Origin of the sequence: Cytobacillus sp. FSL R7-0680 (genome assembly GCF_038009245.1) — a bacterium.
Classification (GTDB): Bacteria; Bacillota; Bacilli; order Bacillales; family Cytobacillaceae; genus Cytobacillus; species Cytobacillus kochii.
Genome location: NZ_JBBPAO010000001.1, coordinates 1156065 through 1172979, shown reverse-complemented (window position 1 = coordinate 1172979; position 16915 = coordinate 1156065). Strand labels below are relative to the sequence as shown.

Here is a 16915-nt window from a genome sequence, read left to right as displayed (position 1 = left end):
TAAACAAATGAGCTTACCTAGTCCACATGGAGGAACATTAATTCAAAAATATGAACCACAATTCGATCTAGCTAAAGTGACAAAAACAATCGCAATCGACCGAATTGCATTAAGTGATTTAGAGTTGATTGCTATTGGCCTATTTAGCCCACTAACCGGTTTCTTAGGCAAAGAAGATTATGAATCTGTCGTGAAGAAAATGAGATTAAGTGATGGCACGGTTTGGTCACTTCCCATTACATTACCTGTTGATCTATCGGTTGCAGAACAACTCGATAAAGGGGAACAATATCGCTTGGATTTCGAGAATACAACTTATGGAGTCATCACAGTGTCGGAATGGTTTAGACCAGATTTAGAGATAGAGGCACATCATGTTTATCAAACTAACGACCATGCGCATCCAGGTGTGAAACGACTTTTTGAAAGAGGCAATCATTACGTAGCTGGTGAGATCACCCTTATAAGAAAACCTGAGAAAAAAGACTTTATAGATGTTTGGTTAGAGCCAAAAGACACTAGGGCTTTGTTTGTAGAAAAAGGTTGGCAATCGATTGTTGGCTTTCAAACACGTAACCCGATTCATCGTGCCCATGAGTATATTCAAAAGGCCGCCCTTGAGACTGTCGATGGCTTATTTGTGAACCCTTTAGTCGGTGAAACGAAAGCAGATGATATCCCGGCAACTATTCGTTTAGAAAGTTATCGCATTCTTTTAAAAGAATATTTCCCTCGTGAACGTGTTCACCTCGGTGTATACCCAGCAGCAATGAGATATGCTGGGCCGAGGGAAGCCATCTTTCACGCTATCGCTAGAAAAAACTTCGGGTGTACACATTTTATTGTTGGGCGAGACCATGCTGGTGTTGGCAATTATTATGGTACATACGATGCCCAAGAAATTTTCCACAACTTTACGAAAGAAGAGCTGGGTATTACACCGTTGTTCTTTGAACATAGTTTCTATTGTCACCGTTGCGAGGGAATGGCTTCAGATAAAACTTGTCCTCATGAAATGGAAGATCGTGTAATTTTATCTGGTACAAAAGTACGAGAGCTATTAAGTAAGGGTGAACAGCCACCTTCCACATTTAGTCGTAAAGAAGTGATTGATGTATTGATTAACGGATTAAAGTCAGATGCAACGGTTACGAGAGGGTGAATGAATATGACGAATCGTAACCTTACTTGGCATGATGCCGTGATTACAAAAGACGAGCGCCGTAGTAAACAGCAACATAGCAGTTGCACATTATGGTTTACAGGATTATCAGGTTCTGGTAAATCAACTTTAGCGAATGCCTTATCAGCCAAACTATTTGAGAAGGGCATAAAGGAATATGTGCTTGATGGAGATAATATCAGACATGGTCTAAATGCAGACTTAGGCTTTACTGAAAAAGATCGTACAGAAAATATCCGCCGTATTGGGGAAGTAGCTAAACTGTTTGTTGATAGTGGAACAATTGTTGTTACGGCATTCATCTCACCATTTTCCGCAGACCGTGATTGTGTACGTGAACAGTTTGCTTCCAATGAATTTTTTGAAATATTTATTGACTGCCCGTTAGCAGAATGTGAGAAAAGAGACCCGAAGAAATTATACGAGAAAGCGCGAAGAGGTGAAATAAAAAACTTCACCGGAATCGATTCACCTTATGAGCCTCCTAAACATCCGGATTTAACTATTAGGTCCGACCGGTTATCAGTTGAGGAAGCCATAACTGAAATACTATCGTTTTTGCAACAACAACAAATCATTAAGGAGTTGTAGGCAATGGCTTATACAAAGCATTGGTCAAATAATGAAAAACTAAACAAAAGCGAAATAGCTAAACTCGAAAAAGATGGACTGAAAATTTATGAAGACATTCCACATTATGCAAAGAATGGCTTCTCGTCTATTCCTAAAGACCAATGGGATCTTTTCAAATGGGCAGGCTTGTATTTGCAAAAGCCTAAAGAAGCAGGTTATTTTATGATGCGCGTAAATGTACCTTCAGGAATTTTAACGAAGGAACAAGCGAATATTCTTGCTGGTATTGCCAAAGATTATGGTCGCGGGATTTTCGACATTACGACGCGACAAGCGATTCAATTTCACTGGTTAACAATTGAGGAAATCCCTGATATTTTTACAAGACTAGAAAGTGTTGGCCTTTCCAGTGCTGGTGCATGTGGGGATATAACGAGGAATATAGTCGGAAATCCGATTGCAGGCATCGACCCTGACGAATTATTTGATACGAGAGATATTGTCAAAGAAGTGTATGAGTATTTTCAATTTAATGAGGAATTTTCGAATTTACCAAGAAAATATAAGATGTCTATCAGTACAAACTTACACAACGCCGCTAATGCAGAAATTAACTGTGTCTCTTTTACACCGGCTGAAAAAAACATTGATGGTGAAGTAAAACAAGGCTTTCATTTAAAAGTAGGGGGAGGCCTATCTGCTAAGCCTTTTCTGGCAGAAACCGTTGATATATTTGTAGAAAAAGAGCAAGTGTTGCAGATTGCTATTGCCGTAACGACAATATTTAGAGATTACGGTTATCGAGATAAACGTCATCGTGCTAGATTAAAGTTTTTAATTGCTGACTGGGGTGTAGAGAAATTTAAAGAAAAACTTGAAGAATATACAGGGGAATTGCCTTCTAAAGGAGTTGAACCCGTGAAGAAATGGAATGCAGGGTATTTCTATGGCGTCCATGATCAGAAACAATCAGGGCTTAAGTTCATCGGTTTTAATGTACCTGTCGGCCGTTTAACAGCTGATGAAGTATTTGAACTTGTTCGAATCTCTGATCAATATGGTCAAGGTGAAATTAGAACATGTAATTCACAGAACTTGATTATTCCACATATCCCAGAAGAACATGTAGAATCGCTACTAGCCGAGCCCATTTTTAATAGAATTACAGTGAATCCGAATTCTTTCATCGGACATTCCGTTTCTTGCACAGGTATCCAATTTTGTAACTTAGCCTTAGTTGAGACAAAGGAAAGAATGCGCCAAATTGCAGAAGAACTCGATCGTCGCTTAACTGTTGATGTTCCGGTACGCATGCATATGATCGGTTGTCCGAATTCCTGCGGTCAACGGCAAATAGCCGATATCGGTTTACAAGGTGTGATGGTACGAAACAAGAATAAGGAAATGGAAGAAGCTTATGAAGTGTATGTTGGAGGAACGTTAGAATCTGGCGGAGAGTTTAACAAAAAGTTAAAAGGAAAAGTACCAGCCAACTTCCTCACAGATACACTTGAACATCTACTACATTTTTTTAATAAAGAAAAAATGGCAGGTGAGAACTTTTATACTTTTGTACAAAGAAATGGCACACAATCTTTGCAAGATCAACTAAATATTGTATTGGAGAATCATAAAGATGGCCTTTCTATATAGGTTTGAATTGTCATTGGTAAATAAGGAAATTCCAGCAGTCATTGTAGCTGATTCTGATGATGAAGCATTTACCCAATTAGATATTGAACTAGAAAAATATTATTTAAAATTGCCAGAAATAGACGAGGTCACGTTAAGAGAAAAGAAACGAATAACGAAAAAAATCGGTTTTATATTAGATGAATAATGGAGGCGGATAAATGAAGGGTTATGTTTACCTTGTTGGTGCAGGCTGTGGTGATCCTGAATTACTTACATTAAAAGCAATAAAAAAAATTCAGCAAGCGGATGTAATTTTATATGACCGACTAGTCAATCAGGAAATTTTATCATTTGCGAGAGAAGAGGCACAATTGATTTATTGTGGGAAGCTTCCTCATTATCATACGATGAAACAAGAAACGATCAACAATTTCCTCGTGAAATATGCAAAAAAAGGATTAACAGTTGTTCGCCTAAAAGGTGGGGACCCCTTCGTGTTTGGTCGTGGAGGAGAAGAGGCCCTTGAATGTGTGAAACATCGTGTTCCATTTGAAGTGATTCCTGGGATTACTGCTGGCATTGGCGCTGCGAGCTATGCCGGCATTCCTGTCACCCATCGGCAAATCAGTCAAAGCTTTGCATTTATTACCGGTCATCAAGCGGGTGACTCAGTTGCTGACCAAAAATGGCATCACTTAGCACATGGGGTTGATACACTTTGTATATATATGGGTGTTTCACAATTGCCTGTCATTGTCGATCATCTTATTAAAAGCGGAAAAAATAGTGATACCCCAATTGCTATTGTGGAGTGGGGAACAACATTAAAACAACGGACGATAACTGGAAATTTAAAATCGATTGTAAACTTAGCGGAAGAAGAAGCAATCATCAATCCAAGTATGATTATTATTGGGGAGGTCGTTAAACTACGAGACGAACTGAACTGGTATATTGAAAATGGCTCAGCCCTTCAGAAGGTACATAGCGAATGAAAGCCATCCTTTATATTGCTCACGGCACAAGGTCAAAAAAAGGGATACGGGAAGTAGAAGGTTTTTTGCAGACCATCATGAAACAAGTAAATGTCCCTATACAAGAATGGTCCTATTTAGAAATATGTGCCCCAACGATTGAGCAAGGAATAGAAGCTTGTGTTCATCAAGGAGCACGGGAAATTGATGTCATTCCGTTACTTTTATTAAAAGGAGGGCATTACAAGAAGGATATTCCTGGCCTTCTACTATTATTGAAGAAGCGCTTTTCAGCTATTAAAATCAATTTGCATCCACCTTTTGGCGTCCAGAGCTATATTTTAGACGGAATAACTGATTTAATAAACGAAAAATATTCTCCCATTACCGAAACAGATCATTTACTTGTAGTAGGACGTGGAAGTAGCGATATGAACATTTATAAGGATTTCCACTTAATTACAACTGGGTTAAAGGAAAGGTTAGCTGTGAATAACGTGACCTCCTGCTTTCTTGCTGCAGCCACTCCTCGACTTGAAGAGGGCTACCATTTATCACAGAATCGTACAAATAATAGAGTAATTATTATCCCTTACTTATTATTTTCAGGGTTATTACTAGATGAATTGCAGCAATTCACCGAACAAAAAAGAGCTTTAGGAGATCAAACTTTCATCATTGAACCGTTAAGTCGCATCTCCAACATACAACTTCGATTGATGCAATATTTAAATAAAGGGGGCCCAGAAGATTGCAACCACTCGTTATTGATTTAAGTAATAAGGCAATTGTCATTGCGGGAGGTGGGAAGATTGCCGCACGCAAAGCGAAAGTTTTATTAGAACAAGGAGCCAATATTACTTTTATCGCACCTGCATTTTCAAATGAAGTCTTTAAATTAGCGCAACAAAATCATTTTCAATGCATAGAAAGAGAGGTCGAATTGGCTGATTTCGAGGATGCGTTTCTTTGTATTCTCGCCACCAATAATCGAGCGATTAATAACCATTTTGGCGAAATATTAACCCAGCAAAAGTTAGTTTGTGTAGTAGATGAATTAACGGATGGCAATACAATCTTCCCCGCTACTGTAACGAGAGGGCATCTGCAAGTAGCGGTTACTTCAAATGGCAGTAGTCCAAAGTTAACAAGAGCATTAAAACAACAATTAAGTAAACAATTTGATGAAAGTTGGACGGAGTATACAGCGTTTCTTGCCGAATATAGGCAGTTGGTTAAAAAATTGCCTATAAGTAAGATTGAAAAAAATGACTATTTACAAGAGGTACTAGCAGATGAATTCCGTGTAAATAATAAACAACAAAGAGAGAGCTTAGAAGCATTACATATAGCTGCTGTTCGGTCAACCGAAGGCAAAATCTAGAAAATAGATTTTGTCTTTTTTTATTTAACGAAAGAGGTGTTACCCATGAAAAATTTATTGCTTTTTATTTTTATTGGTTTATTCGCACAGTTAATTGATGGTGCTCTTGGAATGGCATACGGAGTGACTTCTACATCGCTTTTACTTGCTTTTGGCATTGTACCTGCCGTTGCTTCCGCATCGGTACATCTTGCTGAAGTTGTCACTACTGCTGCTTCAGGTATCTCACATATTAAATTTGGCAATGTAGATAAACAAACAGTATTTAAGTTAATCATCCCTGGTTCCATTGGTGCGTTCTTAGGTGCCACATTTTTAAGTAATATCCCAGGTGATTTAGCTAAGCCATATATTGCCCTTTTCCTTTTACTATTAGGTGTTTTTATCTTTATACGATTTTTATTTAAATATAAGGAAAGTAGCCACAAGTCATCGATCAATCTCAGTAAAAAGCAATCGATTCCTTTAGGTTTTATAGCCGGATTTGCTGATGCCACAGGTGGTGGCGGTTGGGGTCCAGTTACAACACCAGTATTGCTTTCAAAAAAAGGGGTAAGCCCAAGGAAAGTTGTTGGGACTGTTGACACAAGTGAATTTGCGATTGCCCTTTCTGCATCCATTGGTTTTCTTATTTCTTTAGGATGGAACGAGGTAAATTGGCTTTGGGTGGGAGCACTCATGGTAGGGGGGGTGATTGCAGCACCGATCGCTGCTTGGCTTGTACAGAAATTAAATCCACAATTAATGGGGGTGCTTGTTGGAGGATTCATCATTCTCATTAACATTCAAACAATTGTACAAACATGGATTAGTAATGAAGAGATTCATCCCATTGTGTATAGTGCTGTCGCAATCATATGGGTAACAGCAATTATCTTTACAATCATTCGAATCTACCATAAAAAAATGCTACATTTAAACTCTTAAAACACCAGTAAGGCTGGGATGAAATGATCCCAGCCTAGTTTCTTTACTCTTTCTCTTCAATTACCATCGTCAAGCCACCAAACTTTCCAGCTAACCAATTATAAATAACGGTCATGAGTGCAAGTATGCCAAAATAAATGGCCGCATACAATACAGATAATAAAAGCATAAATAAAATGCCAGTAAAGGCGATGACACCATCTTCGGTAAACAATAATAAGGAAGAAAATAATCCGAAAATAATCATCCCAATAATGGGGATAAATAATAAGTACAATGTGCTTTTTACAACACTACTAACAGAAAATCTTTTTATCTCTATCGTCTTCATGTAAATTCTCCTTTCTTATGACATATCCACTTTATGTAAGCGGCAAACCTTTTAGACTATAATACTATAAAAATGGCTTAAATACTTTAGAGGATATATTTTATTCAGTTTGACTCCTCCTTTTGCAATAAGTGTAAATTGTAAACTGTTATTAAAGATATTACTACAACACATGTTGAAAAAAGCAAGTATAATCCTTTGTTTATGGAAAATCACGATGCATAATTATACTTTTAAAAGGATATTATTACAAAATTATCGGGGGCTATCATCTAATAAAATTTATTATTATACAAAATTTACACCTAATCCGGTAATTTATCCTTATTTGCTTCACTGTAATAATTTTTTGTATACATGACAATCTAAAGGAGGATTAGTTTACATAATAATTTTATAGTAACTAATATTGATCAAGATACAATAATTTTCAAAGTAGATGAATGATACTATTATTATTAATAGTGGAGTTGCTCCGAACGAAGTGTTTAAATCATTAGATATAGAAAGAAAAATAATTATAGTGATTATAGATGAGAGTAATTTTACATACTCTGAAGTAGATTGGGCTAATTATTATCATATTACTGATTTTTTTGAGTACGAGTTCATTATATTTTAGAGGACATTGGTCTCATCCAAATCAAGGGGGCCTGGTAGCAATACGCGGAAAACATACGCTAAGCAAATTTGATATTAAAAAAGTCGATTTTGGTTATTTAACTTAACGATTTTAAAGAGCCCTACTACATTTTATACATAGTAAGGCTCTTTAAAAATCGTTACTAAATGTTTGAAAAAATAATAGTATTTAATCATACATTAAATTGCTCTACTTTTCTAATATACTAAGAAAAGATTGTAGTACTGGAGAGATCCATCTGGATTTATGATAAATCACATTACTTTTAATAAGTTGTGATGCTTCAATTGGCTTAAAGATTAATTCGTTATTGTTACAATTTTCTTTCACAACAATATAAGGAAGAATAGCAAGGCCCAACCCACACAAAACTGATTGTTTAATAACTTCAATACTTGAACTTTCAAATGTTCTGTCAGGCATCTGTCCACTCATACGTATGTAATTATCCACCATGGATCTGTACCCACAATTTCTCTCTGTATAGATAAACTGATAATCCTTTAATATCTTTAATGGATTTTCACATGAAGCTAAGTCAGCCGGTAAAACCCAACCTAAGGTCTCATCAAACAAAGGAGTCGTAATGAGCTCATCGTACTCCATTGATTGTCCAATCAAAAAAATGATATCTGTTTCTCCATCTCTCAGCTTCTTAATTGCTTGTTCATTTGTTCCCGTCTCAAGAACAATATTCACTTTAGGATTTATCTGTTTATATTTTTGTAGGATATTTGGTAATCGATAAACAGCTAAAGATTCATTCGCAGTAATCGTAAGCGTACCTTCAGGATGGTTGCTATCTTTTGGGATTTCTTGTGCTTTTTCGTAAATCGCAAGTAACTCTAACGCATAAGGATGAAAATGATGCCCTGATTTTGTTAAAAGTACTTTTTTCCCTAACCGATCGAAAAGTGGAGATTGTAAGTCGTTCTCCAAAGCTTTAATATGCGTTGTTACAGTGGATTGTGCATAATCTAATTCACGCGCTGCTTTTGAGAATCCACCATATTTAACAACAGCACAGAAAGTCTTAACATGTCTCATTTCCATAGCTAAACCTCTTTTTAGTATCATAATTTATGAATGATTATATCATATATTTCAATTTATCAAATAATAACTCTTCCATTATAGTAAAAGTAGGAATAAAAAAATGGACCTATTCCACTTCTTAAAATTAATTAACGGAGGAGAATAATATGAGGAAAAAGAGCTATCATATCGCTGTTGTGGGTGCTACTGGTGCAGTTGGCCAGAAAATTATTAACTTACTGGAGCAAATAACTGAATTTAATATAAACGAAATCACTCTTCTTTCATCGAAGCGATCTGCTGGTAAGAAAATTTCTTTTAAAGGTCAAGAAATCATCATTAAGGAAGCGGATGAAGCAAGCTTTAAGGATGTTGATATTGCATTTTTTAGTGCTGGCGGAGAAGTTTCCAGACAATTAGTAAGATTCGCGGTCGAAAGTGGCGCAGTGGTGATTGATAATACTAGCGAATATCGTATGTCAAGTGAAGTCCCACTTGTTGTTCCAGAAGTGAATGCACATACTCTTATTAGACACAAGGGGATTATTGCAGTACCCAATTGTTCTGCTTTACAAATGGTGACAGCACTTCAGCCAATTAGAAGATTATTTGGTTTAGAAAGAATTATTGTCTCTACATATCAAGCTGTATCAGGAACTGGAATACATGCCATCAATGAGTTAAAAGATCAATCAATGAGTTTACTCGCGGGTGAAGAGGCTACCGCTTCTATAATGCCTGCAAAAAAAGATAAGAAACATTATCCAATTGCTTATAATGTAATCCCGCAAGTAGATGTATTTACTGAAAATGATTACACCTTTGAAGAGGTAAAGATAATTCAAGAAACCAAGAAGATATTCGAAGATTCTAACCTAAAAATGGCTGCCACTTGTGTCAGAGTGCCAGTTGTAACAGGACACTCTGAATCTGTTTATATTGAATTAGAACGAGTAGCAACTGTTGATGAAATGAGAGAAGTATTATCTTCGGCACCGGGCGTTGTTTTGCAGGATTCTCCAAGTAATCAACTATATCCAATGCCTATTTACGCGGTCGGAAAAACAGAAACGTTTGTTGGAAGAGTTCGAAAAGACCCTGACAATCCATATGGTTTCCACCTCTGGATTGTATCAGATAATTTATTAAAAGGGGCTGCTTGGAATTCAGTCCAGATTGTATTGACAATGGTCGAAAAAGATATCATTTGATCTCAACCTACTTGAAATGGAACAATAACAATAATAGCAACACCAGAATCTGTTTAATTGTAAATGTTATAAAAAGATTGAGGAAAATACCCTCATAAAGACTTCATCATTTTTTCAATAATCAACAGAACAGGAAGCGTAAACAAAAATCCTCAACCAATTTTCTATTGGAAGAGGATTTTTTATTAACACTTTACTAATTCACGAATGATTCTCTTAGCATCCTTTTCAGAAAGTTTATACTTCGTTTTTCAAAAGCGGTATTTAATAAAGTATGGATTTCTTGCTTTTACTACATATACGATTTGGCAGGTACATTTTTTATGCTTTTCTATCTCCCGGGACTGGGTCAGGAAATAATAAGATCCTCCCTATAGCATTTTTGTACTTAGGTCTCTTTCCTACGGTTATTCCTTATCTTGCATTAGTTTATGTAACATCTCGGGTAGGAGCTTCAGAGGCGACAAGCTCCCTTTACTTAACACCAGCTCTTACATTTGTGATCGCTTGGGTTTGGCTTGGAGAGGTACCGACTACCGTTTCTGTTATAGGATGAATCTTAACGCTATTTGGGGTTTTGTTCATTCATATAAAGAGAGATAAATTACCGAAAAGAGAAAATGAAATATACAAATAGAAGATTATTTTATTATTGAGTTCAGTCCGGAAAGTCATCTTTTTCTGTAGAAAATATTTTGTAATCTAGTTTTCTATATTTTATTGCAAATAATTCACATTAACTCTGTTAATAAATCTATGTTTCCTTAATACCATTGCATCAAGTTATGGTACAATTATTTTTGGGAATAATTAGAAATGATGGTTCTCTATGAAAATAGTTAGCTTGTCTATCAACTGGTCTTCAGAAGTTGGACTTGCAATAGAGCTTTAAAAAGTCATGGTTGTGAAGAAATCTTAACTGACAAATGAGTGGATTAAAAGAGTAAAGAAAAGGATTTGAGGAATCTCTCCGGAACGAAACCTTATTCAAGAACATTCAGCAAGCTGAAGGATAGCAGCGAAGGTTAGAGGTAGATGAGGCTGAAAATCAGTAAAATTAGAAAGGAAGAAATAGTAATGCAGAAAACAAATTTGGCAAACGGCCTCCCTATAAAGGATGTTGCTTAAATGGGGGGATTTCTTCGTAGAACTATCTATTGTTATTTAGATAAGGAAGCAGGCTAAAAAAGGAAATGAAAAGTGAAACATAAAGACATCCCTGTATCGACATTAATGCCAAGCAATTTTGTAAGATAGTAAAAGAATGTGGTTAAGAGGATGAGCATAGCTTACATCAGAACCAATGTTAGCGTTTGTTAGCATTTCTGATGATATAAGTGAACAAGTTTGCGTTTTGCTACTGGGCCCCATCAATGAGTATAAATTACTCAAGCAATCATTATGGTTTCTTAAAATGAACTAAAGGGTATTCAATTAAGAAATTCACAAGTGCTGGAAGAGGATAAGATACGATAACGTTAACCCTCATTTAACTTCGTTCAATCGTTTAATTGTAGGTAATAAACGAATCATTGTGTGAAAAACACATTGTTGAGCAAAACTAGTGAAGGGAGGAATGAAAGATGAAAATAATTATTATTGGTGGCGATGCTGCCGGGATGAGTGCAGCGATGCAAATCATTCGCAACAGCAAGGAAAATCACGAAATTACTGTATTAGAAAAAGGAACGATTTATTCTTATGGACAATGTGGTCTTCCCTATTATATTAGTGGGGTAATTCCTCAAAAAGAAGACTTAATTGCCCGTTCTGTAACAACTTTCCGCGAGAAATATGGAATTGATGCCAAAGTACAACATGAAGTCTCTAATATTAATACAGATACGAAAATCGTTGAGGGATATAACTATATTGATCAACAACCATTTCAACTTACATACGATAAATTATTGATTGCCACTGGAGTTAGTCCTGTTATGCCTGATTGGGAGGGGACTGATCTTCCAGGAATATTCACTTTAAAAACCATACCTGACGCAAATGAAATAATCCAGGAAATGAATAATCGAACGATTAAACATGTGACGATTATTGGTGGTGGATACATTGGTTTGGAAATGGCTGAAAGCTTTGTGAGGTTAGGGAAAAGGGTAACCATTATCGAGCGGAATAAACAACTTGCTACCATTTTTGATGAAGATATGGCACAGCTAATCCATCAAAAGGCTAAAGAGCATCAAGTAACTTTAAAATTAGGTGAAGAAGTTCAATCCTTTTCAGGAAAGGCTTTTGTCGAAAGCATTACGACTGATAAAGGGTCATACAAGACAAATCTTGTCTTAGTGGCAATTGGTGTCAAGCCAAACGTAGCATTTCTCAAAAAAACAGATATTTCACTCAGTCAGCACGGGGCAATACGGGTGAACAATTATATGCAAACCAGTATAAAAGATGTATATGCAGCAGGAGATTGTGCTACGCAATATCATCGAATTAAAGCGTTAGATGATCATATTCCTTTGGGCACACACGCAAATAAACAGGGACAAATTGCAGGTCTGAGCCTATTAGGAATTCCTAAGCCGTTTAAAGGAATCGTAGGATCATCTGTCATTAAATTTTTTAACTTAACATTAGGAAGAACAGGTATTTCTGAAAAGGAAGCTAAAGAACTAAATATTCCTTACGAGATTGTCGTAACAGACGCTCACGATATTGCTGGGTATTACCCAGATGCAAAAAGAATGAAGGTTAAACTTTTATACCATAAGAAATATCGCACATTACTTGGGGGACAAATAATTGGAGAGTACGGGGTAGATAAGCGAATAGACGTTCTTGCCACTGCGTTATACAATCAAATGTCTATCGATGACTTAATGGATTTAGATTTATCGTATGCGCCACCTTTCAACGGGGTATGGGACCCAGTGCAACAAGCCGCACGCAGAAGCAAATAAGAAGAACGCCGTCTACATAAGTAGCGGCGTTTCTTTTTAGAATAATATTACTTGCTTAATACGGCATCCTTGATTTTTAAATCAAAACGATCGGCATTCATTACTTTAACCCAAGCGGAGATAAAGTCTTTAACAAATTTCTCTTTATTATCTTCTTGTGCATATACTTCAGCGATCGAACGTAATACAGAGTTAGAACCAAATACTAAGTCCACTCTTGAAGCGGTACGAACAACTTCACCTGTTTGGCGATTACGGCCTTCAAAAATACCGCCTTGAACTGGTTTCCATTCTACACTCATATCAAGTAAGTTCGTAAAGAAATCATTGGATAGTGTGCCTACATTTTCAGTAAATACGCCATGGCTTGTGCCACCATGATTTGTACCTAATACACGCATACCGCCAATTAACACAGTCATTTCAGGAGCAGTTAAGTTTAGTAGTTGTGCTTTATCTACCAATAACTCCTCAGAAGCTACACTGTACTCTTGCTTTTGATAATTACGGAAACCATCAGCAATTGGTTCTAATACTTCGAAGTTTTCTACATCCGTCTGATCTTCTGTGGCATCTCCACGACCTGCTGAGAATGGAACAGTGACGTCAAAACCAGCATTTTTTGCTGCTTGTTCAATCGCCGCACTACCACCAAGTACAATTAAATCAGCTAAGCTGACTTTTTTATTTAATCCAGCTTGTAAACCTTCTAATGTATGAAGTACTTTAGAAAGTTGTTCAGGTTGATTCACTTCCCAGTCCTTCTGTGGAGCAAAACGGATTCGCGCACCATTTGCACCTCCACGATTGTCAGAACCACGGAATGTACTAGCTGATGCCCATGCAGTTGTAACAAGCTCACTTATTGATAAACCTGAATCTAAAATTTTGGCTTTTAACTCAGACACTTCAGCATCTGTTAGTTCATAGTCTACTTTAGGGATGGGGTCTTGCCATACTAATTCTTCTTCTGGTACTTCTGGGCCTAAATAACGATCACGTGGACCCATATCACGGTGCAGAAGTTTAAACCAAGCACGTGCAAAAGCATCGGCGAATTCTTCTGGATTCTCATAGAACCTACGAGAGATCTTCTCATAAGCAGGGTCCATACGTAGCGCCATATCAGCAGTTGTCATCATTGTTTTTACACGGACAGAGCTATCTGCGGCATCAGGCGCCATATGTGCTTCATCTTGACCTACTGCTTGCCATTGATACGCTCCGGCAGGGCTTTTTGTTAATTCCCACTCATATCCAAATAATTGTTCGAAGAAACCGTTATCCCACTGAGTAGGGTTTGCAGTCCATGCACCTTCAATTCCACTTGTAATTGTGTCACGACCTTTACCACTACCATGTGAGCTGATCCAACCAAGTCCTTGCGCTTCAATTGGCGCTGCTTCTGGTTCTGGGCCAACTTGCGCAGCATCTCCAGCACCATGTGCTTTACCGAAAGTATGTCCACCTGCAACAAGGGCAACTGTTTCTTCATCATTCATACCCATACGTGCAAATGTTTCCCGAATATCTTTACCACTTGCTACAGGATCTGGTTTCCCATTTGGACCTTCAGGGTTCACATAAATCAGACCCATTTGTACAGCCGCTAAAGGATTTTCCAATTCACGATCTCCTGAGTAGCGGTTATCACCAAGCATTTCTTTTTCATTACCCCAGTATACATCTTCTTCAGGGTGCCAAATATCTGCTCGGCCACCACCGAAACCAAATGTTTTACCACCCATCGATTCGATGGCAACGTTTCCTGCTAATAGAATGAGATCTGCCCAAGAAATTTTGTTACCGTACTTTTGTTTAATAGGCCATAAAAGACGACGAGATTTATCAATGTTGGCATTGTCTGCCCAACTATTAAGAGGGGCAAACCGTTGTGAACCTGTACCGCCACCCCCGCGGCCATCACCTGTACGGTAAGTACCTGCAGAATGCCAAGCCATACGAATAAACTGTGGTCCGTAATGACCGAAGTCTGCTGGCCACCAATCTTGGCTATCCGTCATTAATTTATGAAGATCTTGCTTTAAAGCATAGTAATCTAGTTTAGTAAATTCTTCAGTATAATCGAAATCTTCACCCATTGGATTAGACTTTTTATCATGTTGGTGAAGAATATTTAAGTTTAATTGATTGGGCCACCAATCTTTGTTAGTCGTTGCTTCAGATTGCTGCTTCGTTACACTTCCATGATGAAAAGGGCAGCCACCTCCGCCTGAATGGTTTGCTTCAGAAATAATATTATTTTCGCTCATACTGATTCTCCTTTATTGTGAAGTGAGGTAATTATCATCATCTACTAATCAATCTCAGATAATAATAATTATTATATAATGATTATAATAAAATATAATAAAAAAAGTAAAGGGAAAAGATGAAATTTACGAGAAAATTATATTCTAAGAGGATAAACAATGGAATATTAGGGTCCTTTTATTCTTGTAAAATAGTAAAAAGAGAAGGAGGATATGAGAAAACGCAAATGAAATTGATAAAATTAATATGTAAATGAAAATAAATCAGTAAAAGGTATTATCAGTTAATAGAGGTCATAAAATAAAGATAGAAAAATCTGACTATTTATCTTTTATTGTAAATGAAAGTAACTAAAATGGAAAGTATTAGCCTTTGATTAATATAATCTTTCTTAATAATCCTTTTAAATAGGTGGGGAAGGCAATGATTCATCAAAAGGAAAACAGCTTCTTAATCATCATCATTACTCTATTACTATTATGTATTACATTGATTCTAGGGGCTTGTTTACATATCATGTTTGAATGGGACTTGACCATTATAGCTGGTTTGATCGGATTTATTGGAGCGATTATTGGCGGAATGATTACCTTCTACGGTGTTAGAGTAACCATTTGGCATCGTGATAAGGAAATCTTTCTCTCAACCGCTACCTCAAAACTACTTTTAATAACGACGAAGATTGAACCTAAATATAAAGAGATTGCTAATGAAGCATTACTATACTCTAATGTTTTTAATTTAGACATTGATTACCATCTGAAAGCAAAAAGATTACACGAACTAATGAAACGGTTCATCTATACATCATATGAAGATATGGAAACACTCTATGACATTATGGAATATGAAGACATTAAAGGCTTTCATCAATCACTTAAAGAGATGAGAGAAGAAGTAGTGAATGAATCGAATGTGCAACTAAATGATTTAATTCAACTTATTCAGCAAAGCTACCAATATATCTTTGCAACTTCTGCAAAATTAGAAAAGAAATATTTCCAATACAAGAAGCAAGTTCTTTAAACCGTCAAAATTCTTCAATGAAATTTTGTGAAAAAGAGGGTTTAATCGCTGATAAATGGAAGTTTTATGTATGCGCTCGCAGTAACATCGCAGCTAATTAGAAGGAGGGAGAAGCAGTATGAAAAACTTTGGACATACGCTCATTTTTGGAGGAACAGGTATGTTAAAGGAAACAACAAAATGGTTAATTGATCGCACGACTCAAACAAGAATCTATGGAAGAAAGAGCAAATCCCTAGAGCATTCAAATACAACTTATCGCCTTTTAGATTACACAGATACTGACAAACTTATTGAAGAGATTACCCTTGCTCACAAAGATGGCGGTCCCATTCACACTGTTTTAGCATGGATTCACAATACAGCCCCCAACGCTATTCCTATAATGAACAAACAAATAGAGCAATTACAAAATGAACCTTGGACACTCTATCTTGTAAAAGGCAGCAGTTCAGACATCGAAAGTATCAAATCCTCCCAACAAAACTACCAAGACCAATGTAAGCTTAAAATCATCCAACTAGGCTTCAAATATAACGGAACATCTTCCAGGTGGCTCACACACGAAGAAATATCAGCTGGTACAATTGACAGTATGCAATCAGAGAGGGATTTCACCATCATTGGCATACTTAAGCCTTGGGAGGCGCGACCTTAATTCACCTTTATATGAATGGAATTATTTAAACTAAGGTTTATTTTTCATAAGATCATTTAAAGTAACATTGATCTAAATGCGTCAATATACCAATGGGAAATCTAGATTATTTGTTATAATAACTTTAATCTCAGTAAAAG

The 16915-nt window shown here is 36.7% G+C and carries 15 protein-coding genes and 1 pseudogene; 13 read left to right on the top strand and 3 right to left on the bottom strand.

Annotated features, from left to right (window positions below):
* Positions 1 to 7 precede the first annotated feature (7 nt).
* From sat to MKY26_RS05905, 8 genes are read left to right on the top strand one after another with little or no spacing between them, the layout of a single operon-like run.
* Complete coding sequence (gene sat, locus MKY26_RS05940) at positions 8 to 1162, top strand: sulfate adenylyltransferase (RefSeq protein ID WP_341093148.1); 1155 nt, start codon at positions 8 to 10, stop codon at positions 1160 to 1162.
* Positions 1163 to 1168: 6 nt separating this feature from the next.
* A complete protein-coding gene (gene cysC / locus MKY26_RS05935) occupies positions 1169 to 1774 on the top strand; it encodes an adenylyl-sulfate kinase (RefSeq protein ID WP_322909326.1) in 606 nt (201 codons plus the stop codon).
* A gap of 3 nt (positions 1775 to 1777) precedes the next feature.
* On the top strand, positions 1778 to 3409 hold the full coding sequence (locus MKY26_RS05930) for a nitrite/sulfite reductase (protein WP_095373295.1): 1632 nt from the start codon (positions 1778 to 1780) through the stop codon (positions 3407 to 3409).
* Positions 3393 to 3596: a DUF3906 family protein gene (locus tag MKY26_RS05925; RefSeq protein WP_095373296.1), complete on the top strand. Its 204-nt coding sequence runs from the start codon at positions 3393 to 3395 to the stop codon at positions 3594 to 3596. Before MKY26_RS05930 ends, MKY26_RS05925 begins: the two co-directional genes overlap by 17 nt.
* Before the next feature lie 13 nt (positions 3597 to 3609).
* The gene (gene cobA, locus MKY26_RS05920; protein WP_341093124.1) at positions 3610 to 4386 is read left to right on the top strand and encodes a uroporphyrinogen-III C-methyltransferase; all 777 of its coding nucleotides are present in this window, start codon (positions 3610 to 3612) and stop codon (positions 4384 to 4386) included.
* Positions 4383 to 5141 carry a sirohydrochlorin chelatase gene (locus MKY26_RS05915; protein WP_095373298.1) on the top strand — a complete coding sequence of 253 codons (759 nt, stop codon included), beginning with the start codon at positions 4383 to 4385 and terminating at the stop codon, positions 5139 to 5141. Before cobA ends, MKY26_RS05915 begins: the two co-directional genes overlap by 4 nt.
* Entirely contained in the window at positions 5117 to 5749 is a 633-nt protein-coding gene (locus tag MKY26_RS05910) for an NAD(P)-dependent oxidoreductase (protein ID WP_341093108.1), read from the top strand. The genes MKY26_RS05915 and MKY26_RS05910 overlap by 25 nt, the downstream gene beginning before the upstream one ends.
* Positions 5750 to 5794: 45 nt before the next feature.
* Positions 5795 to 6676 carry a sulfite exporter TauE/SafE family protein gene (locus MKY26_RS05905; protein WP_095373300.1) on the top strand — a complete coding sequence of 294 codons (882 nt, stop codon included), beginning with the start codon at positions 5795 to 5797 and terminating at the stop codon, positions 6674 to 6676.
* A 43-nt stretch (positions 6677 to 6719) separates the two neighbouring features.
* Here MKY26_RS05905 and MKY26_RS05900 read toward each other — a convergent pair whose 3' ends face one another.
* Together MKY26_RS05900 and MKY26_RS05895 are read right to left on the bottom strand one after the other, a co-directional pair.
* Positions 6720 to 7007: a SoxR reducing system RseC family protein gene (locus MKY26_RS05900; RefSeq protein ID WP_340974850.1), complete on the bottom strand. Its 288-nt coding sequence runs from the start codon at positions 7005 to 7007 to the stop codon at positions 6720 to 6722.
* Positions 7008 to 7839: 832 nt separating this feature from the next.
* Positions 7840 to 8727 carry a LysR family transcriptional regulator gene (locus tag MKY26_RS05895; protein ID WP_095373302.1) on the bottom strand — a complete coding sequence of 296 codons (888 nt, stop codon included), beginning with the start codon at positions 8725 to 8727 and terminating at the stop codon, positions 7840 to 7842.
* A 125-nt stretch (positions 8728 to 8852) separates the two neighbouring features.
* Between MKY26_RS05895 and MKY26_RS05890 the strand changes: the two genes are divergently transcribed.
* The 3 genes and pseudogenes from MKY26_RS05890 (at position 8853) to MKY26_RS05880 (ending at position 12817) form a co-directional block, all read left to right on the top strand.
* Positions 8853 to 9896, top strand: coding sequence for an aspartate-semialdehyde dehydrogenase (locus MKY26_RS05890; protein WP_322909322.1), 1044 nt, complete (start codon positions 8853 to 8855; stop codon positions 9894 to 9896).
* Positions 9897 to 10103: 207 nt separating this feature from the next.
* Positions 10104 to 10533, top strand: a pseudogene (locus tag MKY26_RS05885) (DMT family transporter); the annotation flags it as partial.
* A 946-nt stretch (positions 10534 to 11479) separates the two neighbouring features.
* A complete protein-coding gene (locus MKY26_RS05880) occupies positions 11480 to 12817 on the top strand; it encodes an FAD-dependent oxidoreductase (RefSeq protein WP_341093088.1) in 1338 nt (445 codons plus the stop codon).
* Positions 12818 to 12864: 47 nt separating this feature from the next.
* Here MKY26_RS05880 and katG read toward each other — a convergent pair whose 3' ends face one another.
* On the bottom strand, positions 12865 to 15090 hold the full coding sequence (katG, locus tag MKY26_RS05875) for a catalase/peroxidase HPI (protein WP_095373305.1): 2226 nt from the start codon (positions 15088 to 15090) through the stop codon (positions 12865 to 12867).
* A gap of 424 nt (positions 15091 to 15514) precedes the next feature.
* Here katG and MKY26_RS05870 point away from each other — a divergent pair, with 424 nt between their 5' ends.
* Entirely contained in the window at positions 15515 to 16117 is a 603-nt protein-coding gene (locus MKY26_RS05870) for a hypothetical protein (RefSeq protein ID WP_341093068.1), read from the top strand.
* Between the two features lie 118 nt (positions 16118 to 16235).
* Positions 16236 to 16775, top strand: a complete 540-nt coding sequence (locus tag MKY26_RS05865; RefSeq protein WP_341093060.1) for a short-chain dehydrogenase — start codon at positions 16236 to 16238, stop codon at positions 16773 to 16775.
* Positions 16776 to 16915: the final 140 nt, after the last annotated feature.

Coding starts and splice junctions, on each gene's coding strand:
- sat (WP_341093148.1), top strand. CDS start 8: ATGAGCTTACCTAGTCCACATGGAGGAACATTAATTCAAAAATATGAA.
- cysC (WP_322909326.1), top strand. CDS start 1,169: ATGACGAATCGTAACCTTACTTGGCATGATGCCGTGATTACAAAAGAC.
- MKY26_RS05930 (WP_095373295.1), top strand. CDS start 1,778: ATGGCTTATACAAAGCATTGGTCAAATAATGAAAAACTAAACAAAAGC.
- MKY26_RS05925 (WP_095373296.1), top strand. CDS start 3,393: ATGGCCTTTCTATATAGGTTTGAATTGTCATTGGTAAATAAGGAAATT.
- cobA (WP_341093124.1), top strand. CDS start 3,610: ATGAAGGGTTATGTTTACCTTGTTGGTGCAGGCTGTGGTGATCCTGAA.
- MKY26_RS05915 (WP_095373298.1), top strand. CDS start 4,383: ATGAAAGCCATCCTTTATATTGCTCACGGCACAAGGTCAAAAAAAGGG.
- MKY26_RS05905 (WP_095373300.1), top strand. CDS start 5,795: ATGAAAAATTTATTGCTTTTTATTTTTATTGGTTTATTCGCACAGTTA.
- MKY26_RS05900 (WP_340974850.1), bottom strand. CDS start 7,007: ATGAAGACGATAGAGATAAAAAGATTTTCTGTTAGTAGTGTTGTAAAA.
- MKY26_RS05895 (WP_095373302.1), bottom strand. CDS start 8,727: ATGATACTAAAAAGAGGTTTAGCTATGGAAATGAGACATGTTAAGACT.
- MKY26_RS05890 (WP_322909322.1), top strand. CDS start 8,853: ATGAGGAAAAAGAGCTATCATATCGCTGTTGTGGGTGCTACTGGTGCA.
- MKY26_RS05880 (WP_341093088.1), top strand. CDS start 11,480: ATGAAAATAATTATTATTGGTGGCGATGCTGCCGGGATGAGTGCAGCG.
- katG (WP_095373305.1), bottom strand. CDS start 15,090: ATGAGCGAAAATAATATTATTTCTGAAGCAAACCATTCAGGCGGAGGT.
- MKY26_RS05870 (WP_341093068.1), top strand. CDS start 15,515: ATGATTCATCAAAAGGAAAACAGCTTCTTAATCATCATCATTACTCTA.
- MKY26_RS05865 (WP_341093060.1), top strand. CDS start 16,236: ATGAAAAACTTTGGACATACGCTCATTTTTGGAGGAACAGGTATGTTA.